This is a genomic window from Virgibacillus sp. Bac332 (genome assembly GCF_003667785.1).
Lineage (GTDB): Bacteria > Bacillota > Bacilli > Bacillales > Amphibacillaceae > Virgibacillus > Virgibacillus salarius.
The window spans coordinates 1,806,909-1,832,398 of the sequence record NZ_CP033046.1 but is presented as its reverse complement, the minus strand read 5'-3'; the positions used below and the strand labels follow the sequence as shown (position 1 = coordinate 1,832,398).

Here is a 25,490-nt window from a genome sequence, read left to right as displayed (position 1 = left end):
TAGGGCGATTTGTGAGGTCGCTTCTGGGCGCCGGAGCAGGACGCGCTTAACACGCCCATATTTATCCAGCTGGCTAATTTATCATTTCCTAGACTAAAACAAAGACATGGTTCCTATTAGAGCCATGTCTTTTCAATTAATATTCTTTGTTCACCATTGATAAGGCGATTCTTCCTTTATTCATATCAACATCCTCGACCCAGACAGTTATTACATCGCCAACAGAAGCAATGTCCATTGGATGCTTCACGAATGAATTTGACATCTTAGAAATATGGACAAGTCCATCTTGCTTCACACCGATATCTACGAACACACCAAAATCAACTACATTTCTAACCGTACCCTGCATCTCCATTCCAGGCTTGATATCTTCCATTGTCATTACGTTTTGTTTTAACAATGGTTGCGGAAAATCATCACGAGGATCGCGCTCTGGTTTACTTAGTGCTTGTAAAATATCACTTAAGGTTGGTACTCCTATGCCCAGCTCTTCTGCAACCTCCCTGTTTTTAATTGTGCTAATGGCCTGGCGAAGTTTTTCTGAGCCTATATCGCTTAGATCACAGTCCAGCATTGTTAACAGCTTTTCTGTATGAGCGTAGCTTTCAGGATGTATAGGGGTTCTATCGAGTGGGTTATCCCCATCAACGATGCGTAGAAAACCAATCCCCTGTTCATACGTTTTTGCTCCTAAACGAGGAATTTTCTTTAGTTGCTTCCGATTCGTAAATTTCCCATCTTCCTCACGTTGCTTAACAATGTTGTTTGCCACCGTTTTACTTAGTCCCGATACATATTGTAGCAATGACGAGGAGGCTGTATTTACATTTACGCCTACCTGATTAACTGCAGTTTCTACAACAAATGATAATGATTCATTTAATGACTTCTGACTTACATCATGCTGGTATTGTCCAACCCCAATAGATTTCGGGTCAATTTTGACAAGTTCAGCAAGCGGATCTTGTACCCGTCGGGCAATCGACACCGCACTTCTCTCCTCGACTTGAAGATCAGGAAATTCCTCTCTTGCTAGTTTGGAAGCAGAATACACACTTGCACCAGCCTCATTAACGATGATATACGGCACATTTAGACTATTTTTTCCAATTACATCGGAAATAAATTGCTCTGTTTCTCGTGATGCTGTTCCATTACCAATTGCTATTAATTCAACATCGTATTTCTTCATTAGTTCTAGTACCTTTGCTTCTGCACCTAATTTATCATTCTTTGGTGCTGTTGGATAGATCACGCCAATACTATGTACTTTCCCCGTTTCATCGATGACAGCTAGTTTACAGCCTGTACGAAAAGCCGGATCAACGCCAAGAACAGTCTTTCCTTTTAAAGGTGGCTGTAATAATAAATTCTTTAAATTTTTGGAAAAGATATCTATTGCTTGCTGCTCAGCCTTTTCGGTTAAACTACTGCGAATTTCCCGCTCTACAGATGGTTGAATTAATCGCTTATAACTATCTTCAATTGCATGCACTAAAATATCTACTACTTGCTTAGATGCAGAACTTTTAATTACATGCTGTCGCAAGAACTCATGAATTCGCTCTGTAGGTGGCTTTATAGAGACTTTGATAACATCCTCTTTCTCTCCACGATTTAAAGCTAGAATTCGATGTGACACTAAGGAACGCACAGGTTCATGAAAATCATAGTACATTTCATAAACGTGCTTCTCGTCCTTTTCTGCATTTTTCTGCTCAGATTCAATGCTTCCTCGGTTATACGTAACTTGTCGCATAAATTCACGATAAGCTGGCTCTTCGGAAATCCACTCCGCAATAATATCATTTACCCCAGCTAGTACTTCTTCTATCGTTAGTAATTCATGATCTTCTGAAATATATTTCTTCGCTTCACTTTCTACTAATTCTATATCCTGCTTCCATACAAGTAATGCTAATGGTTCTAAACCTTTTTCTTTAGCAATCGTTGCCCTAGTACGTCGCTTTTGCTTATACGGTCGATATAAATCTTCCACTCGCTGTAGCTGTTTTGCTTCTGTAATAGCTTGTTTTAATTCATCTGTTAGTTTTCCCTGTTCTTCAATGCTTCGTAATACCTCTTGCTTCCGCTCCGAAAGATTGACAGCGTAATGCCATTTATCTTGAACCGCTTTAATCTGTACCTCATCTAAGCCACCAGTCACTTCTTTACGATAACGAGCAATAAAAGGAACCGTATTCCCTTCCTCTAATAAGGAAATTACTTTATTGACAACTTGTATATTGACTTTTGCTTCGTTAGCTACCCATTTGCTTAGATCTTGGTTTATTTCTTTTGCCACACGTTTTCCTCCTTTACCTTCCTATATATTTTACCAAAGAACAGAACGATTCCCAATGAATAAGCAACGTGTAAAGCGCCTAACAATGGGTTTCATTCACAATTTTTTACATAAGGAAAACGGAGCAAAATTCGCTCAGTCCTTATCACTAAATGCTCAGATTTACGCTCCCTCTAGTAGCTATTATTCCATAATAGCTACTGCTTGACCACCACTCCGGCTGCCCACTTCCCTTTCCGTGGGGTTTGTCCTTCAGCTAACTTTTTTAGCAAAACCCGCTCAAAAAAGTGGATCTTCAGGTCAAACATTTCCCACAGGAGTTGAAGTGGCCGGCCTTCGCTATTATCAGGCTCTACAACGCTAGCATGAAGTAACACAGCTGCTTTTATACTCACGGATAGCGATTTTCACTTTACCCATTGTAAAAAAAGTCAACCTATTACTTATGACAAGAATTGTTGCACCTTCTCATAGCGGAGACTAATTACGTAGACTCCTGCGGGATTAGCGCGAGCCGAAAATCCACTTTGCAACGTGTTCTTCTTTGCAAAGTTAGTTGAGGCCGTGCCCACGGAAAGCGAAGTAATTAGTCGGAGCATTGCCAATATACATCTAACATTTCAAAATAACTACTTGGCTTAACGCAGTCATTGCACTGATTTTATACTTTCTTAACTTAGAACAAAAGCGCAAGCGACAAATAGAAACGGAGCGAGTCAACGGAGATAAAGGAAGCACGGTGAGCTTGCGAGCCGATGATGACTTAGCTTAGGGCGATTCGTGAATTCGCCTCGTTTCTGGGCGCTGGAGCTTGAGACACGGCTCAACACGCCCATTTTTATCCACATGGGCTAATTTAATTTTTCTAGACAACAAAAAAACTGACAAAGATTGTCAGTCCTTTTTATAATGCATAGCAATTAAGGTAGTATCATCCTGGCGATTAGATTCACTTACATATTCAAACGTCTGCGTAATTGCCTTGACATCTTCATTTAAAAAATATTTTTCCGACAGATCTCTATCCGAAACTCCATCAGAAAACATGATAAACATCATATTTGATTCTAGCTTTTCTTGAATGATTTTAAAGGGACGGTGATAGCCTGCCAAATAACCAGCATTAGGTATATTTCGCTTTTTCTTTTGATTTTTCACGATGGTAAGGATACCAATGTTTCCAATCGAAGAAAAAGAGTACATTCCTGTAGTAAAATCGAGCTTAAGAATACCAACTACAACACCACGTTTGCCATATAACTGTTCGTTACATTTTTTTATAATACCTTCTATTGACGTATGAGCATTATCTTGAATAATATTAATCACAATTTGGGACGATTCCTTTGCAAATTCACCACTACCAAGTCCATCTGCCACAGCACAAATAAATTCTTTATCTGTTTCCTTGTAAAAGTAACTGTCCCCACAATAATAATTACCTTTCTTCGCTCTTTGAAAGACAGATACCTGTACACGTTTCATAATTATTCAAGAACCTCCGTACTTTCTGACTGTATGGCCTCTCTTAGCTTACGCAAGGATCGACGCTGAAGTCTAGAAACATGCATTTGCGAAATCCCTAGTAACTCTCCAGTTTCCTTTTGACTCATGTTTTCAAAATAGGTATATTTCAAGATTTGCTGTTCACGCTCAGTTAAAATAGGGAGTATCTTTTCTAGTAGCATTCGTTGATCGATTGTATTATATCCAGCCTCTTCATTGCCAACCAAATCTAAAATTGCTACCGTACTACCATCGGAATCTGCTTCAATTTTTCTGTCTACAGATAATGCTTTATAGCTTTTTCCCATCTCCATTGTCTCAAGAATATCCTCTTCCGATACTTCTAGATAGTCTGCTATTTCTCTCACTGTTGGGGATTTCTGATTGTTTGTCGTTAGTGTATCTACTGCTTTTTTTATTTTTGGTCCTAGTTCTTTTATTCGTCTTGGTACATGGACACTCCAGGTTTTATCGCGAATAAATCGTTTAATTTCTCCGATTATAGTAGGTATTGCGAAAGATTCAAAGGATTTACCAAATGACGGATCATACCTTCTAACTGCAGCTAATAGCCCGATCATACCAACTTGAACAAGATCTTCATGAATAACACTATTTCTTGAGTACTTGCGTGCAATCGACTCGACTAGATCCTTATAAGTAAGAACTAGCTTCTCTTGTAATGCTTCATCAGTCGGTTCTTGTTGGATAGCTTCAATTAGCTGGTAAACCTCATCTCTTCCGCTATTGTGTGGTTGAGATTTGGTCGTCATCAAAGTCCACCTCAGTTTCGTGTATATACTTAGTCATCAATACAATGACACCATAGTTATTGTTAATTTGTACTTTATCCATTAGTGCATCAATTAAGAACAGACCAAAACCCCCTTCTCTTAGATCTTCAATTGATTCCGTATTTTTATATGGTCCAATACCATCTTTGACTTCATTTAGGTTAAAGCTTCCTCCATGGTCTGCTACCATTACCTCTAAACGGTCCTCATAAACTCCAAAACCTATTGTTACTTCGCCATCATCCTGCTCATTATAAGCATGAGTCACAGTATTTGTAATTGCTTCAGAGATAGCGACTTTCAAATCCTCAATATCCTCGTAAGAAAAACCCATTCTATTCGCTATGCCTGAGATACTTAATCGAACAACACCGACATATTCTGCTTTCGCAGGAACTTTCAATTCAATAAAATCAAATCTCTCCATTATTCGCTTCCACCCCGAATCGCAGCATTTATATCCATAATTTCATCTAGTCCTGTTATTTTAAATAATCGAAGCACACGATCTTGTATATTTACTAGCCGCATCATACTTTCATGTTCTTTTGTAGACTTCAATGCACTAATAAATATCCCTAAACCAGTGCTATCCATATACGTGACATTTTTAAGATCAACTTCGACTATATTTCCACGTTGTTGCGTTAACGGAAGTAACATCTCTTTTAATTGTGGTGCTGTATACGCATCTATTTCACCCGAAAGATTGACGATTGACTTTTTCGTCTCTTCCACTACATTAATGGTTAAATTCATAATTGCTTCCTCCTATATCTTCACGATAAGACATATTGTATAATATCGCTTCTTATAGTTTGACTCCTCCATAACATTTACCCACATAACACCACGATTAAACTTCCCGTCGTAATATAAGTAATGTAAAGTCATCTCGCAGTTCAAAATTCTGTAGACGTTCGAAGTATTTAAAAACCTGATTTACCATCTCTTGAGCGGGTAGATGCGCATATTGTCTGATGACACTCAATACTTCTTCACTTTCAATAAAACGATCACCATCTCTACACTCTGTAACTCCATCTGTAAGCATGATAACTAAGTCATTTTTATGAATGTTTAATTCATATTGACCATAATCGGCATCAGGGGTCACACCAAGCACGAGGCCTTTTGTTTCCATCTCTTCAAATATATCCTTCTCAGCGTTATAATAAAACCCAGGCTCATGACCAGCTGAGGCGTAACGAAGTGTGTGTTCGGAAGGTATATATTGTGCATAACACATAGTAATAAACATACTGGGGTCAACATTTCTTTCGACTACACGATTTAGATTCTTTAAAATTGCCCTTGGTTCCATTGCCTCCTCAGGATAACTATCCATGGCATATTTAATCATAGACATACACAAAGCTGCTGGAATTCCTTTACCAATAACATCTGCCATAGCAATACCTAATGAACCATCACTTCCCTTTACAAAGTGATGATAATCACCATTCATTTGGTGCGCAGGTACACTAATAACACCAATATCCAGTCCTTCTATTTCTGGTTTTATTGTTCCAAGTAGTGTTTCCTGCATACTAGCGGCTACGGATATTTCGGATTTCAATTCAGACTGCTTTTCACGTAGCATTTGGTATTCCTGATGTGCGATACCATAGGCAATCATAGCTTCTAATAAAAAATTCATGGAAGACTGTATATCTTCACTTAGAGAAGGATACAGCTCCGCTAAAGCCTGAATGTGCATATTCACGATCTCATCTGGTAGGATATGATTTTTTATAAAGGATTTACTGACCTGCTCTACTTCATAAAGTGATTGTTCATCCTTTGTTTCAATGTAACGCTTCATCAATTCTTTATAATTTTCTACGTCTATTTTAACGGTATCATCCATACGTATCCCCCTAACATCCAACAAAAAGCAAGAGCATTTGACAGTATATATAAAGATAGGGTGTGCACTTCTTAATCATGTACACACCTCGGTTCCATTAAAGTGAAACTTCAATTAGTGGAGGTTTTGTCTTATCCCCCACGGACGGTTAGTACACTAAGGGTATGACCTCAAGGCCTTTGAACCAATTGGACATTTACTGCAGTCGATCTCCCACTTTCCATATAAATTTCACTTTATTGCATGAAATGGGGGTTTACTGCCAGTTATATGTGGGATAAAACTATCTTAACCACTTTATTGCTTTTATTCTTGTACCTTTCCCGACTTCTGATTGCAAATCAAACTCGTCCATTAATCGCTTTACTCCCGGTAATCCAGCCCCCAGTCCACCTGAAGTAGAATAACCATCCTCCATTACCTGACCAATATCTTCAATGCCTGGACCGACATCAATGGCTATCATACACATTCCTTTATGCTCAAGGTTATCAATAACTTCGAAACATATCTGTCCATGCTCCGCATATAAGTAGATATTCCTAGCCAGTTCAGATATTGTTGTAGCAATCCGCGCTTGATCAACGATACCGAAACCAACCTTCTTCGCAATATCTCTCCCTAATTGCCTGGCACCTACTATATCCCACTCTTTCTTTATATTTACGCAAGATTGAGGTTTCATAGGCTCTATTCCCCCAATTCCTGGTAGAGTTTGATAAGGCCTTGTTCTAAATTTAATGCAGTTGGAACATTTTTTAAATGAATCCCTAAATCAATTAATGTCATTGCAACTGCTGGCTGAATACCTGTTAAAACTACCTTCGCCCCCATAAGATCTGACATTGTAACCACATCACCTAAAACTTTAGCAATAAATGAATCAATGATTTCGACGGATGTTAAATCAATGACTACACCAGAAGAACCACTTTTATGAATTTTATCTAAGAGATCCTCCTGAAATTGAATTGCTGTTTGATCATCTATCTCTGTCTGAATGGAGATCAATAAATAATTATGGAGTTTTAAGATTGGTATTCGCAATGCCTTCACTCCCCTTTCAATGACTGAATTAATTCTTCAATACTTTCTTCTTTCGTTTCTAAATCAACTATCTTTCGGTTTGTTATTTCCAATGCGCTTCTAAAACCTTTTTTCAGCGAGCTCTTTGTCGGAAACTTCCCTAAATCAATACCAAGATTTACAATTGTTTGGGCAATTTCTGGGCGAATCCCAACAAGAATACATGTTGACCCGATTAAACGAACGGCTTCCGCAGCTTGAATAATATGATGCGCAACCATCGTATCTACAACAGGAACACCAGTAATATCAATTAGCACCACTTCCGAGTTATGCTTAATCACGCCGTCTAACAAATTCTCCATGATTAACTTTGCTCGCTCTGTATCGATCGTTCCAATTAATGGCATAATTGTAATACTATCCATAACAGGAATTAATGGAGCTGATAGTTCCTGAAGAGCGACTCGCTGTAAAGAAACAATATTCTCCCAGCTACCAGAATACTCATTTACCAATTGTCTAATTAACGGCTCCACCCATGCATCTACGCTTTTAAGAACATTAGAGATAAAAGCAGAGTCTACTTGTTCAGATTGACTTAAAATATAATCTACAGTGACTCGGCGAAATACTTGTAGACCATCAGTGATATAGCTTAATGGCCAACCAAGATTAATAATCTTTTCGGAAAAGCTCTCAACTGCCTTCGGTGGCCCTGCATTTTTTATACTTGTAAAGATAACATTAACAAACTCTCTATTGGTGCTTTCAAATAATTCATCGGAAATACTTGAAGTATAATTCCCATCTTTCAATGAATTGATTTCTTCCATCCACATTTGTACAATTGAGTCACTGTTTTCAATCGCAATCTTCTTAAATTTCTCGTCCATTGGATTACCCCCATTTATGGTTAAATGATTGTTAATGATTGTTATAGGTGTAAAGTGAAAGTTCTCTTCAAAGTGACTGTTACTAAGCAATATACGAAACTTTTATTATAGCTAACTAAATACAATTATGTCAGTTACGTTTATTGACTATTAACCCGCAATAAAACAATTTTTCATCTGACATTGCTACTTATTTTTTTGTTTATAACCCTGTCTTGTCAAAGTTAATTGTAACACAGATCAAAATTATGTATGAAGAATAATGTCGTATTTCTGCATGCAAAAACACCCTTGTTCTTCTATAAACAAGGGTGTTTTTATTGACCATACATATCTTTCAGCCCTAGACTGATTTCTAATGCTTGGTTAATCTTATTCATCATTTCTTTATCTAACTTTGTTATTTTATCTGTTAATCGTTGTTTATCAAGCGTTCTAATTTGTTCTAGCAAAATAACGGAATCCCGATCAAATCCATAACGTTTTGCGTTAATCTCCACATGCGTTGGGAGCTTCGCTTTCTGAATTTGTGCTGTAATTGCTGCGACAATAACGGTAGGACTGAAACGATTCCCGATATCATTTTGCAGGATCAATACCGGGCGCACGCCTCCCTGCTCTGATCCAACAACAGGGGAAAGGTCAGCGAAATATACTTCGCCTCTTTGTACGATCAAATGGTTACACCCCGATCACAGAGCGTTCCAAGGTATTTTTTGCCTCCTCTTCAGCTTGAAAAGCTTCTGAAGCAATTGTTAAATTAATGAGGCCCATTTCTTCATAGCCTCGTTGCATCGTTTCACGAAATTGTTGGATATGCTCATCTCTTTTGTGTTGAAGATAGCTTCTAGTTGCCTGACAAATGAAATCACTTAAATCACTATTCTCATATTTCATTAGACCATCCACCTCATTTAACAGGTTTTTCGGTATCTTAACTAATACTTCTTGTAAGCTCTCTGACAAAACCATCACACCTCCGCCAACTGTTGAACGAACTTTGTAAAAGTCATTTTTAATGATATCATTGAATTCGCCCATTTGCAAAGGGTTCCCTAATTTTTTTCAAAAAATATCTTGTTTTGTCGTTTATTCTTTCTCTAAATGTGGTATATCATGTAATTAAGTTAATTATGATGAGCTTTTCCTTAAAGGCCTTTATATATTCGTGGAATCCGCTTATTAATTACACAAGGAATCTCGTAATTAATTGTCTCTGCATGCTCGGAGATTTCATCCATTGCAATAAACGTGTCGTCTTGCCTGCCAATAAATGTGACCTTTGTTCCGACAGGGTAAGCGCGGTCCAGTCGAACCATGGTTTGATCCATGCAAATTCTGCCGACTATTGGTAATCGTTTTCCATTGATTAATACTGAAAAACCCTGCATTTTTCGCAGCCACCCATCACCATATCCAATAGGTATTGTACCAATCCATTCTTTTTCATTTGCCGTATACGTACAGCCGTAACTTACAGTATCTCCAGATTCAATTTGTTTGACATGCACTAGATTGCTGTATAACGAAAAAGCCTGCTTTAAGTCTATCTCCCCCTTATCTTTTACTGCTTTAGAAGGATATAATCCATACATGGCAATACCAAATCGAATATAATCGTACATATCTTCTGGTAAACGAATAGCACTCGCACTATTGCCTATATGAATATCAAGCTCCCCAGCCCAATGCTGCTTCAGTTTCGATAACAGTATTTCAAATCGCTCCTTTTGCTGTAAAAAGTAAGCTGACTCTGGTTCATCTGCTGTTGCAAAATGGGTGTATACTCCTGTTAAATATATGCTTTTATTTTTATTTAATGCATATAGAATAGAATATAGCTCTTTCTCTGACCTTATGCCGATCCTCCCCATACCAGAATCGACTTTTAAATGAAGCTTTAATGGTTTAGCAAGTGTATAACTATTTACTTGATCTAGCCAATCCTGTTGAAAAAAGGTTAATGTAATATCAAGTTCGGCTGCTACAACAGCTGATTCAGGAGGAACCCAGCCCAATACCAAGATCGGCGCTGTTATTTGAGCCTTTCGTAATTCAATTGCCTCCTCAAGCAATGCCACAGCTAACGCTTCCGCTCCAGCTGTCAGGGCTTTTTTTGCTACAGGAATACTCCCATGACCGTAGCCATCCGCTTTTACAACAGCAATTACTTTACTTGTTATCGGGAGCTTTTGTTTTATTTGTTTTATATTATATGCAATTGCCTCCAAATCTATTTCAACCCAAGTATATCTATGTAATTCCACTAGCTCTAACTCCTTTCGCAAATAACGCGAGGTTTCTTACGTTAATGGTTATATAAATTGAAACTTCAATCAGTTCGTGAGTTGGTTTAGCCCCCACTGATAGTTCGTATCACAAGGATATGAACTAAAGGACATTGAACCCTCGAACATTTACTGACAGTCGATCCCCCACTTACCAATAGTGGATTCTCTTTATCGCGCTTGAATTGGAGGTATTACTGCCAGTTATATAGGGATAAAAATAATAATACCCCTATTATTTCTTGGGGGGAGGTTGATGTCAATATTATGATAATGAGTAATTGCAAAACCTGAAGTAAAACCACAATCGAACGTCTTGAGTATAGCTACAATTCATTCGCTTAATCAGATCACTTATGTTAAAAATAACCAAAAATAAAAGCAGACCCCAAGTAATTGCGAGTCTGCTTGTTAGAATTTCATGTTACTTCACTTCTTTACTTTGCACAGATTGAGCAACCTGAATTAGTTCTTGCTTCGTTAATTCATCACTTGCTAACATGAAGTCTACCCCATTATGAGACCACTCTAACTTGTTAGCTGAAATTGCTCCAACAGCAAATCCTAGATTGACAATTTCTCCCTTCACTTCATTTGGAGACATCATTGTCGTTTGTACCTTTGATTTTTCTTCGACCAACGTGAAATTTTTTTCACCCTCAAAGGTCAAAATTACACGTTCCCCTTCTTCCGTTGAGGCTTCTTTTTTCTCTGTTAATTCAGATCCTGCCATATAAGAAGGATAAAATACAGTAAGTGTATCTTCCACACCATCTCCAGAAACCTCTTCCTCAGCTACTGCTCCACTCGCCATATTCTTCTTCATAGTAAAGTCATTGTCTTTAAACGTAGCTTTTTTGTCAAAGCTCGAAAATTTTACTTCTACCAATGCATTCTTATCCTTATCTAGTACATTTACCTGAACAGGCTGAAAGGTTTTCTTATCAAAGTAAATTTCTTGATATGGCAAATTATTGTTGCTTTGATAATTTGTTTTTGTTTTAAAGATATAATGGGAGTCACTCACTTCAAATGCTGCTTCCTTATCTTTTTCAATATCCTTAACTAAGGATTGATAAAGATATGGTTGACTGCTATTATCTGGCCATTCTGATTGAAATTTAAAGCTTTTGCTTAATGCAGGCGTTAAAACAAATACACCATCTTTATTTTTTAGGATAATCTGATTTCCTTTTTCGTCTTCATTGTTAGATAAGGCAACGCGATAGAGATCATCCTTTTTATGCCAAACATCAATATTGAACTTTTGCTGCTCCTGGCCGGTATTCATACTCATTTCTGCTTTAGCTTTGTAACCATCCATTTCATCCAAATTGTCTTTTAATTCTGCAACAACATCCTCCTGTGATTTTTCTCCACAGGCTGATAATAATAGTACGAAGCCAAATACAATGATCCAACCGCCAATTTTTCTTTTCATGGACATATCTCCCTTGTCTCAGTTAAAAACAAAGGGAACGTTATCACCTAATACCTCTCAAGAAATAATACGAAATACCTTCGCAAGCCCATCGATCACATCACTAGCGAGTAGGTCATGATAGGAATGCTTTTCACTTATTAATTCATCTGCGGACCTTCCATGAATATAACAAGCATTACACAGCGCTTGAAAAATCATTTGTCCCTGCATAATCATTGCTAAGATAATGCCTGTTAACACATCTCCACTTCCCCCTTTGGCAAGACCAGGATTACCAGACATATTCACAACTTGCTCACCTTCAGGAGATGTAATAATGGTAATCATTCCCTTGAGAACGACATAGGAGTTATTTTTAATAGCGAATTCACGCGAATACCTAAATGGTTCTAGGAGTAACTCATTTACAGTAATCCCTAAAAGCATTGCCATTTCTCCAGGATGCGGTGTGATTACTGTTGGATAACGCCTATTTTCTATATCTAAAAGATCCTCTTTTATATGATATAGGCCATCCGCATCTATCACAATCGGACATTCAGCTGTATGAACTAAGCTTCGAACCAAATCACCGGTACACGTTCTTCTTCCCATGCCCATTCCTATAGCGACAGCATGATAGCCTTCTAGACTTACATCAGTTCGGTTATCAAGAAAACCATTTGTTTCAGATAATTCTTTATAGGTAGCTTCTATACAATTAGCAGAAAGCATCCGAATGACGCCTTCGGTAGTTGCTCCAGTAATGAGACCCGCTCCAGCTCGTAGCGAAGCTTTTAAACTCATAGCTAGCGCACCCGGCATCTCCTTACTCCCTCCTATCACCAGACCCTTACCGAGCTCTCCTTTATGATCATCTGGTTTCCGATCAGGTAAACTATTCCGAACATCATCTATTCCCCATACGAATCTAGATGTGTTAGTTTTGAAAGCACGGGAAGGTAAACCAATGGAAACAGGCTCCCACTTTCCGTAATAAGGAGAGGTGTGATTCAAAAACGCACTGACCTTCGGCGCACCTATAACAAAAGTATAGTCTGCTTGAATAGAAATAAATTCCCCTTTACCTTCATCTGCCGGTAGTCCCGAAGGAATATCTACAGAAATTACTTTTTTCGCTTCACGGTTAATATAATGAACCAACGATGCTAATGGTTCACGTAATATCCCCTTCGAACCAATGCCAATTATTGCATCAATGATTACATTATTACTAGTTATCATTGATGTACATTTACCATCAAATAAGGATATGATGCCTCCGCACCTTTCAAATAGTCGTTTATGATAATACGCATCTCCAAGGATTTTATCATTAGCAACCACCTGTAGTACCTGAACAGCATAACCTTTGTCTAGAAGTGTTCTAGCTATAACAAAACCATCTCCACCATTATTACCTGAACCAGCAAGCACGCAAATCTTGTCCGTATCCTTAACAATTGCTGTCACACGATCAGCAACAGCTCGTCCAGCATTCTCCATTAACAATTTCCCATCTAAACCAATTTCGGTCATTGCAAAGTGATCGATATCGTACATTTCCTTTGCGGTGACAATATACAATGTGTTCCCTCCTACCCGCACTAAAATATATGAGACAACCTGAGCGATTATGCATGTCCTTATAGAGCTTCAATCACAATTTGCGCAGCAGCATAATCAGCCGTATGTGTAATGGACAAAAATATTTTCTCTTTTCCATACCCTTTAGCATGTAAAATTGGAGCACCATTCTCTCCAATTTGAATCTCTATATCCTGAAAGCTAAGCCGTCCGATGCCTATTCCTACAGCTTTAGCAAATGCTTCTTTCGCTGCAAATCTACCAGCTAAAAATTCCACCTGCCTCCTCTTGTTATGGAGAGCATAGAATCTCTCCCTTTCGATCGGAGTTAAAATTCTTTCTATTATACGTGGAGTTCTCTGCATACTATTTTCTATACGATATAACTCAATAAGATCAATTCCTATTCCTCTGATCATGAACATCTTACTCCTTTTCAAACTGGCTAAAGTCGTTAAATACACCTGAAGAATCCAATCGAATTACTTCTCTTATTATTGCATCAGTCTATTCGTGCAAATTACTATGTTTTTAATTATTATTTTAGTACGATAAAATTGGTCATACTATACATGATCGTATATTACAATAATAATAATAATAACAATAACGAATGGAATACCATAGTAATTCTATTTCTAAAAAAGTATAAGTCGGGGGAGTCCAATGTTTATACGAAATGAAAGAAGTATAAAAGAATTTAGGCAAGCATATCCTATTGTAACTACTTTAGTTATTATTCATCTTGGATTATGGATAATCATTGATCTTTTACAGTTACCATTCGGTGACACGCTCTATCAGTTCGGAGCAGGTAGCAATTACTATATTCATCAAGGAGAGTATTGGCGTCTAATAACACCAATTTTCCTTCATGTAAACTTGACACATGCATTATTCAATTCATTCTCCCTCGTATTATTCGGACCTGCTCTTGAGCAAATGCTTGGTAGAACAAAATTTATAATTGCTTATTTAGCAGCTGGATTTATTGGCAATTTAGGGACATATCTCTTCGGCTCATTGGATTTCTCCTTTGTCCATGTCGGTGCATCTGGTGCTATCTTTGGTTTGTTTGGGATTTATATATTTATGGTTACATTCCGTAAACATCTCATTGATCAAACAAGCTCACAAATAATACTAACGATCGTAATCGTGGGACTTATTATGACATTCATCCGTCAAAACATTAATATTTATGGACACATTTTTGGTTTTATTGGTGGATTCGCGATTGCCCCCATCGTACTGACAGGCGCAAAAATGTATAATCCCTGGGCTACAGTTGCCACAAGAAGAAATCATTCAGATGACTCGATCCAATTTGACCCTAATCGCTGGAATAAAAAACGCTTTCCAGCAAAATGGAAGAATCATATTTGGTGGATTATTTTTGCGATTTTAGTTTTTCTTGGATTAATGAGTAGAATTTTATAATTATCTTAAAAAAGGCTAACCCGCTCAGTACTCGGGTTGGCCTGTTCTGATTATCGTTCATAACTATACAAACCTATTACAGGAGAAAAAAATGACAAATATTAATGATATTGCAAAGATAGCCGGAGTATCCGTATCAACGGTTTCGAGAGTGCTAAATAATTATAAATACGTTTCTGAGGAAAAAAGAAACGCCGTTCAAAAAGTCATTAACGATTTAAACTACACACCTAATAAAAATGCGATTGATCTAATTCGCGGAGAAACAAATATAATTGGAGTAATCCTACCTTATAATAATAATCAAGCTTTTGATCAAATGTTACAAGGAATCCTTCATAGATCAGTAAAAATGGACTTTTCTGTCATTGTTCTTCCTACCAAATATGATAAAAAGAAAGAATTGGAATACCTCGCTATGCTAAAAAATAAATTACTAGACAGTATCATCATAACCTCAAAAGCAAATGCGTGGGATGAAATCTTACCGTTTACAACTTATGGATCCATCATCTCTTGTGAATATACAGACTTCAAGAAAATAGGCTGTTCTTATATTGACAGATATGCTTCCTATATAGACGCCTTTCAAACATTAAAGGAATTGGGGCATTCCTCTGTTGCTTTTACGACTGCTAGGGGAGAAGAAAGTCTTAGTACACAGCAAACTTGCCAAGCGTATAAAGAAGTATTCGGAGAACTTAGACCCGGCACGTATATTTCGCAATGCTATTGTCTAGAGGACGGCTTTCAGGCAGCCAAAAGGTTCTTCGCCCTTAATAATAAACCAAGTGCTATATATGCCAACGGCGACGAGGTTGCGGGTGGAATTTATCAATATGCGCAATCTTCTGGCTTAAAAGTACCTGAAGATTTGGCAATAATCGGACAGGAAAACCAACCAGTAGGGGTGGCACTGGGTTTAGCTACTGTAGATCATCATTTAATGCATGTTGGCGAGCAGGCTTTTGAGCTTGCTATCAGAAAATCCCGTGATAAAATAAAAATTCCATATAATATTATTCGGCGATCTTCAATCTGACTATTGACCTGAAATCCATTTCATCATCTACCATAAATGTATCATAAGATGGGAGATGAATAGGCATGTATAAAAGCTTTATATTTGATTTAGATGGAACGATTATTGATTCAGAAAGAATTGGGCTTGAGGCATTACAATCCACATTACGACAAATCGGAATTCTAAAAGATATTGAAGAGTTACGTTTTTCCATCGGGATTCCTGGATTAAGAACTTTGGAAATCCTTGAGATCGCAGATATTCCAACCACACTCAATACTTGGTTAGAAAAGCAAAAACCTTTCATGAAACATGTACCTGTATTTCAAGGTATGATTGAGGTCATTGCCAAACTTCCAAATACGGCAATCGTAACTTCTCAAAATAAGAAAGAATTGCAAGCCGGATTTGAAAAATTAAATATTGCTCATCACTTTCAATCCGTTATTTGTGCAGATGATACCGAAAAACACAAGCCTAATCCAGAACCACTAGAATTAGCACTTAAAATATTGAATTGTAAAGCAAGTGAGGCAATCTATATAGGTGATTCTGTATATGATTTAAGATGTGCAAAATCCGCTGGTGTTGATTTCGGGTTAGCCTATTGGGGGGCAAAATCCAAAGAAGGCTTTGAAGATGCAAATTATATATTCACTACCCCCAATGAACTATTAAATTGTAAGCAGACTATTTAGAAAATACGTGATAGAGAAACTAATACTGGAACATAAAAAGTTGGGGGTTTTGTTTATTCCCCACTAATGGTTAGTACCACAAGGGTATGACCTAATGGTCTTTGAAGCCATCAGACATATACTGGCAGTGAGTCACCTACTTACCACTATTGGTTTCACTTTATTGCTTGAAGTGAGGGTATTACTGCCAGTTATAAGTGGGGAAACTTCGAAAAAATTCAAAATTAATAGTGGAAGCATAGTTGTAAATAAAGCATTGCACCATCTTCTGCAAGCGCACGATTAGAAACGTAGCGACTGGAGCGAGTTAACGAAGATAAAGCTACTTGACGTGGCGTATATAGAATTCCCCTGCCTTTTCACCTGATCCCATTGCAAATTAACCAATCAGATATTCATATGCATCACCTAAAACATCACCTTTTGTAAGGCAACCATATTTAAATTAGCACGTTATTAAAAAGCTGCCGAGAAAAAATTTCTCGACAGCTTGAAGCTTCTTACAACGAAGAAGTTGTAATGATATGATTAGGAATCACGATTCCTGCGCTTCTGGTAATTTCCCTTTCTATTACGTCCACCTTGATTGCGCCCTCCTTGGCCACCACGACCGCTTTGACCACGTTTACCATAGAACCGTTTATTATTTGATCGACGATTATCCTTAGAACGCTGCGCCTTCTTCACGCTAACAGGGGCTACAGAAGATATTTTGACTGGTGTATCTTTTCGTTCCTTTGTAAGCAATTTAAGAGCTGCTGCAATTACAGAGACAGAATCGTGCTCCTCTAACAATTGATTAGCAGTTTGATGATAATCCTTTAGATCTTTCTTCTCTATCGTATCCATAATTTTCTTCAGCGCTACCTGCTGTTGACCTTTTTGAGCATCATGATTAGTCGGTGGAACTAAACGCTTCATTTTACTCTTCGTTACTTTCTCGATCAACTGCAAGTGTGCCATTTCTCGTGGAGTAATAAAGGAAATAGCCTCACCTGTACGACCTGCACGACCTGTACGCCCAATACGGTGTACATAGCTCTCTGGATCCTGTGGAATATCAAAATTATATACATGGGTAACACCGGATATATCAAGACCTCTAGCAGCCACATCCGTAGCCACTAAAACATCGACACGCCCATTCTTAAACTTGTTTAACACTGACATCCGTTTCCCTTGTGTTAAATCACCATGAATTCCTTCTGCGCGATAACCTCTTGCTTGTAAACCTTCTGTTATTTCATCTACCCGCTTTTTCGTACGACTAAATACGATTGCTAGATCAGGTGAATGAATATCTAAATGATTATTCAACGTATCAAACTTATATTTTTCAGGAATTTCTATAAAATATTGGTCAATATTTTCAACTGTCATTTCCTTCGCTTTGATCTTAATCTCTTTAGGTTGCTTCATTAAATTTGTTGCAATATCACGTATTTCTTTTGGCATCGTAGCCGAAAATAGAAGTGTTTGTCTTTCTTCAGGTATGCCTTTTAGAATATCGCGAATATCATCAATAAAACCCATGTTTAGCATTTCATCTGCTTCATCTAAGACAGCAGTTTGAATATTATTTGTACGTATCGTTTTTCTACGCATATGGTCAAGTAATCTACCTGGAGTTGCAACTACAATTTGGGGACCATCCTTTAGTGAACGAATTTGACGGTCCATATGCTGTCCACCATATACCGCAAATGCACGTACCCCTTTTAATTTTCCAAGTCGATTAAGTTCTTCCGCTACTTGAATTGCTAATTCTCTTGTCGGGGCTACAACTAGCCCTTGGATTTTTCGTGCTTTGGCATCCAATTTTTCGATCATAGGAATACCAAAAGCAGCGGTTTTACCTGTTCCTGTCTGCGCTTGTCCAATAACGTCATTACCCTGTATCGCTAATGGTATTGTTTCTGCTTGAATTGGGGTTGCTTCTTCAAAACCCATTCTCTCCAATGCTTTCATTATGGGATTTGAGATGCCTAGTTCTTTAAATGTTGTCACCTATTCCTCTACTCCTTTTTTGTGTAAAAATTTTATTGTAAAAGAGGCCGTGTTGCTTCTATACTTTAGTCCTTGTTATGGTCCCCGCTTTCACAGCATCGTATTAGAGGATCTTCAAAAAGTCCATGAAATAGTATGCAGATCGTATTCTGCTCCTCAGACCATTATATTACTAACCATATAAAGGCTGTACTTCTTGATCCAATCTTGCCCTTTTGTAAGAACACACACTATAAAATTTATTTAAAGGGAATCTACACAAATCGTATCACTTAAAATTTATATTCTATTAATAGAATGTATTTTTATACTTCCTAAAGTACAAAAAGGCTTCACCTTATATGGTAAGAGGCCTCAATCGTAAACTCATGCAATCAATATCATAACATATTTTTCACAAGGATACTAATTAGATAAATGATTTTTTAGTAATACCATGATAAAATGAATGAGATATACAAGATAGAAATAAGGAGGTTTGGGATGCGTCTTCCTCCATTTAATCCATACATTGCAGTTGTAATCGGAGTAATTTCTGTATCGACGTCTGCTATATTTGTCAGGCTTGCTGATCAAGCACCTGCTTCGATAATAGCCAATTACCGATTAGTATTTGCTGTATTATTGATGGCTCCCATCATTTTATTAAAATATCGTCATGAATTAAAGTTAATAAATAGAAAAGACTGGCTTCTATCTATTCTTGCAGGAGTTTTTTTAGCCTTCCACTTTATATTATGGTTCGAATCCTTAAATTTTACTTCCGTAGCTAGTTCTGTCGTACTAGTATCCTTACAACCAATTTTTGCATTTTTAGGTACGTATTTCTTTTTTCAGGAACGTTTTTCATCTGGAGCAGTAATAAGTATGTTGATTGCATTAATCGGAAGCATTATCATAAGCTGGGGTGACTTTAAAATAAGTGGAATGGCTTTATATGGAGACATATTGGCATTGGGCGGTGCTATAACGGTTACGGCATACTTTTTACTTGGACAACGAGTTAGAAGAAGCCTTTCTTTGATGAGCTATACATTTGTAGTATATAGTGTTAGCGCCATTACACTTATACTATATAATTTAGCTTTTCAACATCCTTTTTTTGGATATCCAGCAGACCATTGGTGGGTTTTCTTAGCACTAGCTATCATTCCTACTTTTCTTGGTCATACCCTGTTTAATTGGGCGTTAAAATGGCTGAGCACAGCGACTATCTCAATGGGAATTGTATTTGAACCAGTTGGAGCCTCCATACTTGCCTATATTATTTTAGAAGAGAAGGTAACCGCCTTTCAATTACTGGGTGGTACCATCGTTTTATTTGGATTGTTCCTATTCATTTTAAGTACAAACCAGAAAAAGAAGGTAACCATTGCAAAAAAAGAACAACAAGATTAATTTATATGAAATGGGTGAAGGCATGCACATACAATTAATGACAGATGGCGGAGCTGATATTCCACAGCGTTTGCTTCGTAAAACAGAGATTATTCAAGTACCGTTATACCTGCACTTTAGTGATGGTCAATACAAAAGCGATGTCGATTTAGACTTACCAACTTTTCATAAAAAAATAAAGGAAATGAATGAACTTCCACGTTCTGCTGCTCCTAGTCCAAATGACTTTTACGAGGCATATAAACAAGTAAGTAAACAAACTCCTATACTTATGCTTAGTCTTACTAAAGGATTAAGCAGTACGTATGAAAATGCAGTTATGGGAATGAATATGCTGTTAGAGGAAGAGCCTGACCGGATCATTGAAGTGATTAATACGAAAACAGCCTCTTGTGGTATCGCTCTTCTACTTCACGAAGCAATCAATAAAATAGAAGATAATTACTCGTTTGGAGAGCTTGTGGATCACATACATTACCTAGTCGAGCATACAACTACATTATTTGTGCTCAAGACATTAGAAAACTTAGTACTAGGTGGTCGTCTAGATAAGGTTAAGGGGACAATTGCCAAAACTCTTAATATAAAGTTGTTAATGAAAGCTAGTGAAGAAGGAGCAATCGAAGTAACGGAAAAGGTTAGAGGCGATAAAAAATCGATTAGACGTTTTATTGAACAGATCGGAGAATACACAAAAAATTTCGAAGATAAAGTAATATCTATGTCTCATTGTAATGCAGAAGAAAGAGCGAAAAAAGTACTTGCCGACATACGTAGTAAATATCCCTTTAAGGATGCTTATCTCATGGATACCGGTCCGTTAATTTCAACTTATGGCGGGGAAGGAGCATTAGTTATCTCCTTTTTTAATACAAATAAATAATAGAAAATAAGATGAGGGATTTGCCACTGATTGGTAGTACCACAAGAGTATGACCAAAAGGTCTTTGAACCAATCGGACATTTACTGGCAGTTGCCCCCCTAATTACCCAATAGTGGTTTCACTTTATTGCTTGAAATTGGGGGATTACTGCCAGTTATATGTGGATAAAGTGTCCGAAGTAACTGAGTGTTAAAATGATATTACTACCGCCTATTCATTCGATACTGGTTCTTTCGTAAGGAAAGAAAACACCATCTGGTTCAGTGTATCCTTATCATCTCCTAGACATATTAAGTGCCTAGATCGTTCAAAAAAGACAACCTCTTTTCGTTTAGAAGTAATTTCTTTATTTAAGTAATATGCAGTTTTATATGGGACCATCCCATCCTGCTGGCCTTGTGCAATAAGTACTGGTGAATCAATTTTTCTTAAGTAACGACGTGTAAATTTCACCAATTTAAGAAATTCAATATTCGATTTTAACGGCACTGCTCCTATTTTTTTTCGATAATTTTGATACAATTTGTTTTTTCTTAAGTTCCCCTTCATAGCATCTGTTAATACACCAGCAACGTCTAATCCAATTTGTTTAAAGGATAAATATTTCCCTGATGTAGCTAGAAGGACAAGTTTATTGACGTTATATTTAGCTGCTAAATAAGCAGCTATCATTCCCCCCATAGAAAAACCAATAAGGTAAATCGTCTCAAACTTTGCCTTTAACTGCAGCAAGCTATTCTCAGCTGCCTTTATCCATTTCTTATGTGAAACATTCTTTAAGTTTAATTTTCTTCCATGTCCTGGTAACGTCGGTACCTCCACATGCCAATTCGTATTTTCTTGCAAATAGTTGGCTAAAGGTTCAACCTCATAGGGACCTCCTGTATATCCATGAATAACCAAACATGCTATCATTTATATTCTCCTCTTCAAGTCCTACCTTTCGTATACCCGATCATTCGTTAGATTATTACAAACTTCTTCGAGATACCGTGTGATTTTTACTCCCATGATTTCTAATTTTTAACAAAAGCAATTTCGTTACTCCTACAAAATAGCTTACAGCTTGACCTTAAAACGGTTGACAGAAAAAGCTGATGTGGCTAACATCAGCTTTTTAGCCATCAATTATCTAAATGCCTTTATTAATGAACCGAACTGTTTTACGATTGGCGATACTTGATGATACGTGTTTGCTAATTGACCTACCGTTGATAACATTTTATCTAAGTCTAATTGTTGCCCTGCTTCACCTGGTTGCTGTGCTTGCCCACTGTTTTCTGGAGCATGCATATTATGCATCTCTTGTTGAAAATTCGGCTGTGATGCTTGGGATTTAATACCTGGCCAGCTCATAGGTTGTTGCGGTTTAGTAAAATAGTCATAAGGGGTTTGGGGATAATAAGATTGAAAACTTTGCTGAATCGTTTGATGAAAGTTTTGTTGCTCGGGATCAATGTTCATATAGTGGGAAGTTGGTTGAGGATAGGGATAATTACGCTGGCCATCATAATGATTATATACATGATCAAAATAAGGCCGATTATACATTTGACACACACCTTCTCTAATTCTTCTTTTACAATAGCTTATGCAATTACGAAAGGTGTGTGACTGATACCGATACTACTTTCGATACCCCTCAAATAAGGAACTATAATGTGATATACCTGTATTTTCTAAACCCAAACGATATTTAATTTTATTTTTTTGGAAACCTAAAATTGGTTCACTTTCTTCTTTAATAAAGGTTGCTGGAGTACCGTATATACCCTTCTCTTGCAGTTCTTTCATATAATTGCTATTCTCGTTAACATTTTTTGTACGAAAAGAGATATCCCATTCCTTTAAATGTTTCAAAAGATTTTCACATTCTTTACAGTCACTGCTTATATAAACGAGCACATCTGATTCTTCCATAGCACAAACCTCCTTTAAAGCAACTAAGATTTCTAATTGTATAATACCCAGCAATAGAGTAACACAAACTGAATTATGTTAAAAACATTACAATTCATTTACATAATTTAGGTACTATTTCTTACACTGTCATTCGAATAGAAGAAAGTCACCCTTTTTAAACGATTATAGGCGGGATAAAATAAACCTACTTCTAGGATTACAACATACCTAGTAGTAGGTTTTAATTTAATCTCCACGCACAACATCTCCTTTTAGAAACCTTCAATCCATACAATATATAGGTTACAGCAATACTGTTTCCTATATGGGAAAAAGCAAAACATATATCTTCTATTGAGATAAATATTTTGCTTCTTCATTGCCAAGCATATATCGCTTGTCTATTCATTTTAAAGAGCAGGGATCCCACATCCCATTTGAATATTACCATATTTTTCTATTAAAGGCTGTGACATTTATCACACCCTATAAGTTATTTCTTGAAAGTAATCCTATAATGTACGAATGGACGTACCTAGCTTTTTTAATAGCTCTATTGCTATCTCTTTCTCCGCTACATTTAGTCCATTTGTTATCTCTTCGATTCTTTCCCAATGTCCTGGAAAGATCGTTTGCAATAAATCGGCTCCCTTCTCCGTAATCTCTGCAAATGTAACGCGACGATCATCCGGGTTTGGAATTCGTTTTAAATAACTCTTCTTCTCTAATTTATTGACAACATATGTAATACTGCCACTTGTTAGCAATATTTTCTCGCCAATATTTTTTAATGGTTGCCCTCCCTTATGATACAGTAATTCCAATACTGCAAAATCTGTTAAATTAAGCCCTCTACGTTGAATATCTGCTTCTACTTGTTCCATAATTGTTCGATACGCTTTTGATAATACAACGAATAACTTTAGAGAGGTGTCTTCCTTTTTTTCTTTTAATGTACGATCTATGATCATTCCCTCTCCTCCCTTTCCGAATCCATAATTAAACGTATGATAGCATAGTTCCTTCGTCATTTTGTAAATTAAGCGAACGTCTTTGTCACTACAATACTTACACTATCCATAACGATTGGTTTGTTGGATATTTTTCCCTATTCCTACGCATCATCCACTTAAAAGGATTCAAAAAACACAATTTCTTAGGAGAAATTTTCAAAAGAACTGCATGCTACGTTATTATCGTTTGTGCGGAGAAGAAAATATGTGAGAACAAGCATTACTCAGGGGTAGCTTGCCAAAACATAAAGATGATTACCTGCACCTATTCAAGTTGTGTTAGGTGCGAGTCTATTCGATGAAAACGACGAATACCATAATTTCCCAATCAAAAAAAGCTTATGAAAACAGGGGTGTCTCTACAAGCTGACAATTGCTTATTCGGAATTGTGTAAAAATCAAATTCATTTTTTTATTTTACAGATCCACATATCATTTTCAGGTGTGATGGTACTACCTCAATGGTTGAAGGAGTACCAGCTGCTATTTCCCCATCGGTATCCACTTCTTTTTCCTCCTCTGTATACACCTCTAAATAATCCGTTTGGAAGTATGTGACTTCCCTTAAGTTGTCTGTATCCATTTCTGGATTGTTCATCGATAATAACTCTCGAAATGAAGCTAAGTTAGAGTTTTTCACAATTAAGACATCAAGTAAGCCATCAGAAGGATGTATCGATGTAATTGGAAGTTCCCTTGTTCCGATAAACTTGCCATTTAATACTAATATCATAACAGCTTCCCCATTATAGCTATCTTGTCTCGTAGTTATATTATATGTGAAGCTTTTCGCCTGACTAACCGTTTTAATTGTACTCATAAAATAACTAAGAACACCAAAATTTTTCTTTTGATTTGGATCAATATTTTTTGATGTCTCCGTTACTAGCCCCACGCCCCAAAAATTCAAAAAGTAACGTTCGTCTGCCTTTCCGATATCAATATCCATTATTGTACCTTCAGGGATCGTTTGTGCTGCTTCCTCCAAACTTTGCGGCATCAGCATCATCCTACTAAAATCATTTGACGTACCGCCTGGCAAGACTGCAAGAATTGGCCGCTCCTTCAAAGAAGCAATCTTATTTATACATGCGTGTACAGTACCATCGCCTCCAAGAATAATAATAAGTTCTACTTGCTTCGCATACATTTCACATGTGCGTTTAGCATCCTCGACAGAATTGGTTTGGATAACAGTAAGCTGCTTAATTGCCTGCGATAGTATAGGTATGGTTTGGGCTAGCTTATCTTCTATTACATCACCACCAGCATTACCATTATATAAGAATAGTGCCTTTTGAAATGTTGACATGACATTTCTCCACTCCTCTATACCTATTTATTACCTTCTCTAGGATAAAAGAAACCTATTCCGGTACAAGTATATCCTTATTTACAGCATTCGATAAACCACACTTTGTAATGA

Annotated in this window: 27 protein-coding genes; 5 read left to right on the top strand and 22 right to left on the bottom strand. The window is 37.1% G+C overall.

All coding sequences use genetic code 11. The features are described from left to right. Nucleotides 1-136: 136 nt before the first annotated feature. From D9782_RS08780 to acpS, 16 genes are all read right to left on the bottom strand, one after another. Entirely contained in the window at nucleotides 137-2,308 is a 2,172-nt protein-coding gene (locus D9782_RS08780) for a Tex family protein (RefSeq protein WP_121604540.1), read from the bottom strand. 197 nt (nucleotides 2,309-2,505) lie between these two features. After that, nucleotides 2,506-2,703, bottom strand: a complete 198-nt coding sequence (locus D9782_RS08775) for a hypothetical protein (RefSeq protein WP_121603754.1) — start codon at nucleotides 2,701-2,703, stop codon at nucleotides 2,506-2,508. Nucleotides 2,704-3,202: 499 nt separating this feature from the next. Continuing rightward, nucleotides 3,203-3,793 carry a protein phosphatase 2C domain-containing protein gene (locus tag D9782_RS08770; protein ID WP_026680367.1) on the bottom strand — a complete coding sequence of 197 codons (591 nt, stop codon included), beginning with the start codon at nucleotides 3,791-3,793 and terminating at the stop codon, nucleotides 3,203-3,205. 2 nt (nucleotides 3,794-3,795) lie between these two features. Then, entirely contained in the window at nucleotides 3,796-4,587 is a 792-nt protein-coding gene (sigB, locus tag D9782_RS08765) for an RNA polymerase sigma factor SigB (protein ID WP_026680366.1), read from the bottom strand. Continuing rightward, complete coding sequence (gene rsbW, locus D9782_RS08760; RefSeq protein ID WP_121604539.1) at nucleotides 4,559-5,035, bottom strand: anti-sigma B factor RsbW; 477 nt, start codon at nucleotides 5,033-5,035, stop codon at nucleotides 4,559-4,561. Before rsbW ends, sigB begins: the two co-directional genes overlap by 29 nt. Further along, the gene (locus D9782_RS08755; protein ID WP_026680364.1) at nucleotides 5,035-5,367 is read right to left on the bottom strand and encodes an STAS domain-containing protein; all 333 of its coding nucleotides are present in this window, start codon (nucleotides 5,365-5,367) and stop codon (nucleotides 5,035-5,037) included. The genes rsbW and D9782_RS08755 overlap by 1 nt, the downstream gene beginning before the upstream one ends. Before the next feature lie 97 nt (nucleotides 5,368-5,464). Continuing rightward, the gene (locus tag D9782_RS08750; RefSeq protein WP_026680363.1) at nucleotides 5,465-6,478 is read right to left on the bottom strand and encodes a PP2C family protein-serine/threonine phosphatase; all 1,014 of its coding nucleotides are present in this window, start codon (nucleotides 6,476-6,478) and stop codon (nucleotides 5,465-5,467) included. Between the two features lie 283 nt (nucleotides 6,479-6,761). Then, nucleotides 6,762-7,163, bottom strand: a complete 402-nt coding sequence (locus D9782_RS08745; RefSeq protein WP_026680362.1) for an anti-sigma regulatory factor — start codon at nucleotides 7,161-7,163, stop codon at nucleotides 6,762-6,764. Between the two features lie 5 nt (nucleotides 7,164-7,168). Then, nucleotides 7,169-7,525 (bottom strand): STAS domain-containing protein, encoded by a 357-nt coding sequence (locus D9782_RS08740; RefSeq protein ID WP_026680361.1) that lies wholly within the window; start codon nucleotides 7,523-7,525, stop codon nucleotides 7,169-7,171. 5 nt (nucleotides 7,526-7,530) lie between these two features. Further along, on the bottom strand, nucleotides 7,531-8,400 hold the full coding sequence (locus D9782_RS08735; protein WP_026680360.1) for an RsbT co-antagonist protein RsbRA: 870 nt from the start codon (nucleotides 8,398-8,400) through the stop codon (nucleotides 7,531-7,533). A 317-nt stretch (nucleotides 8,401-8,717) separates the two neighbouring features. Then, nucleotides 8,718-9,077: a type II toxin-antitoxin system PemK/MazF family toxin gene (locus D9782_RS08730; protein ID WP_026680359.1), complete on the bottom strand. Its 360-nt coding sequence runs from the start codon at nucleotides 9,075-9,077 to the stop codon at nucleotides 8,718-8,720. Between the two features lie 4 nt (nucleotides 9,078-9,081). Next, nucleotides 9,082-9,366 carry a CopG family ribbon-helix-helix protein gene (locus D9782_RS08725; RefSeq protein WP_121605854.1) on the bottom strand — a complete coding sequence of 95 codons (285 nt, stop codon included), beginning with the start codon at nucleotides 9,364-9,366 and terminating at the stop codon, nucleotides 9,082-9,084. A gap of 182 nt (nucleotides 9,367-9,548) precedes the next feature. Continuing rightward, nucleotides 9,549-10,667: an alanine racemase gene (gene alr / locus D9782_RS08720; RefSeq protein WP_121604538.1), complete on the bottom strand. Its 1,119-nt coding sequence runs from the start codon at nucleotides 10,665-10,667 to the stop codon at nucleotides 9,549-9,551. Between the two features lie 445 nt (nucleotides 10,668-11,112). Then, nucleotides 11,113-12,129 carry a LolA family protein gene (locus tag D9782_RS08715; RefSeq protein WP_026680356.1) on the bottom strand — a complete coding sequence of 339 codons (1,017 nt, stop codon included), beginning with the start codon at nucleotides 12,127-12,129 and terminating at the stop codon, nucleotides 11,113-11,115. A gap of 57 nt (nucleotides 12,130-12,186) precedes the next feature. Beyond that, nucleotides 12,187-13,698, bottom strand: coding sequence for an NAD(P)H-hydrate dehydratase (locus D9782_RS08710; protein WP_121604537.1), 1,512 nt, complete (start codon nucleotides 13,696-13,698; stop codon nucleotides 12,187-12,189). A gap of 59 nt (nucleotides 13,699-13,757) precedes the next feature. Then, nucleotides 13,758-14,117, bottom strand: coding sequence for a holo-ACP synthase (gene acpS, locus D9782_RS08705; RefSeq protein WP_026680354.1), 360 nt, complete (start codon nucleotides 14,115-14,117; stop codon nucleotides 13,758-13,760). A gap of 247 nt (nucleotides 14,118-14,364) precedes the next feature. Here acpS and D9782_RS08700 point away from each other — a divergent pair, with 247 nt between their 5' ends. The 3 genes from D9782_RS08700 to D9782_RS08690 all read left to right on the top strand — a co-directional run bounded on the left by D9782_RS08700 (nucleotide 14,365) and on the right by D9782_RS08690 (nucleotide 16,860). Beyond that, nucleotides 14,365-15,138 carry a rhomboid family intramembrane serine protease gene (locus D9782_RS08700; RefSeq protein WP_121604536.1) on the top strand — a complete coding sequence of 258 codons (774 nt, stop codon included), beginning with the start codon at nucleotides 14,365-14,367 and terminating at the stop codon, nucleotides 15,136-15,138. Nucleotides 15,139-15,229: 91 nt separating this feature from the next. Next, nucleotides 15,230-16,180: a LacI family DNA-binding transcriptional regulator gene (locus tag D9782_RS08695; RefSeq protein WP_121604535.1), complete on the top strand. Its 951-nt coding sequence runs from the start codon at nucleotides 15,230-15,232 to the stop codon at nucleotides 16,178-16,180. A 65-nt stretch (nucleotides 16,181-16,245) separates the two neighbouring features. After that, nucleotides 16,246-16,860 carry an HAD family hydrolase gene (locus tag D9782_RS08690; RefSeq protein ID WP_026680351.1) on the top strand — a complete coding sequence of 205 codons (615 nt, stop codon included), beginning with the start codon at nucleotides 16,246-16,248 and terminating at the stop codon, nucleotides 16,858-16,860. Nucleotides 16,861-17,388: 528 nt separating this feature from the next. Here D9782_RS08690 and D9782_RS08680 read toward each other — a convergent pair. Next, the gene (locus D9782_RS08680; protein ID WP_026680349.1) at nucleotides 17,389-18,867 is read right to left on the bottom strand and encodes a degradosome RNA helicase CshA; all 1,479 of its coding nucleotides are present in this window, start codon (nucleotides 18,865-18,867) and stop codon (nucleotides 17,389-17,391) included. Nucleotides 18,868-19,350: 483 nt separating this feature from the next. Between D9782_RS08680 and D9782_RS08675 the strand changes: the two genes are divergently transcribed. Both D9782_RS08675 and D9782_RS08670 read left to right on the top strand, forming a co-directional pair. Continuing rightward, a complete protein-coding gene (locus tag D9782_RS08675; RefSeq protein WP_026680348.1) occupies nucleotides 19,351-20,265 on the top strand; it encodes a DMT family transporter in 915 nt (304 codons plus the stop codon). A gap of 22 nt (nucleotides 20,266-20,287) precedes the next feature. Continuing rightward, nucleotides 20,288-21,148 carry a DegV family protein gene (locus D9782_RS08670; protein WP_026680347.1) on the top strand — a complete coding sequence of 287 codons (861 nt, stop codon included), beginning with the start codon at nucleotides 20,288-20,290 and terminating at the stop codon, nucleotides 21,146-21,148. A 211-nt stretch (nucleotides 21,149-21,359) separates the two neighbouring features. Here D9782_RS08670 and D9782_RS08665 read toward each other — a convergent pair whose 3' ends face one another. The 5 genes from D9782_RS08665 to D9782_RS08645 all read right to left on the bottom strand — a co-directional run bounded on the left by D9782_RS08665 (nucleotide 21,360) and on the right by D9782_RS08645 (nucleotide 25,376). Then, complete coding sequence (locus tag D9782_RS08665; protein WP_026680346.1) at nucleotides 21,360-22,064, bottom strand: alpha/beta hydrolase; 705 nt, start codon at nucleotides 22,062-22,064, stop codon at nucleotides 21,360-21,362. A gap of 213 nt (nucleotides 22,065-22,277) precedes the next feature. Next, complete coding sequence (locus D9782_RS08660; RefSeq protein WP_051388271.1) at nucleotides 22,278-22,700, bottom strand: YppG family protein; 423 nt, start codon at nucleotides 22,698-22,700, stop codon at nucleotides 22,278-22,280. A gap of 75 nt (nucleotides 22,701-22,775) precedes the next feature. Then, nucleotides 22,776-23,069 carry a glutaredoxin domain-containing protein gene (locus D9782_RS08655; RefSeq protein ID WP_026680345.1) on the bottom strand — a complete coding sequence of 98 codons (294 nt, stop codon included), beginning with the start codon at nucleotides 23,067-23,069 and terminating at the stop codon, nucleotides 22,776-22,778. 494 nt (nucleotides 23,070-23,563) lie between these two features. Next, nucleotides 23,564-24,022 (bottom strand): MarR family winged helix-turn-helix transcriptional regulator, encoded by a 459-nt coding sequence (locus tag D9782_RS08650; RefSeq protein ID WP_026680344.1) that lies wholly within the window; start codon nucleotides 24,020-24,022, stop codon nucleotides 23,564-23,566. A gap of 454 nt (nucleotides 24,023-24,476) precedes the next feature. Continuing rightward, a complete protein-coding gene (locus D9782_RS08645) occupies nucleotides 24,477-25,376 on the bottom strand; it encodes a diacylglycerol/lipid kinase family protein (RefSeq protein ID WP_121604533.1) in 900 nt (299 codons plus the stop codon). Nucleotides 25,377-25,490: the final 114 nt, after the last annotated feature.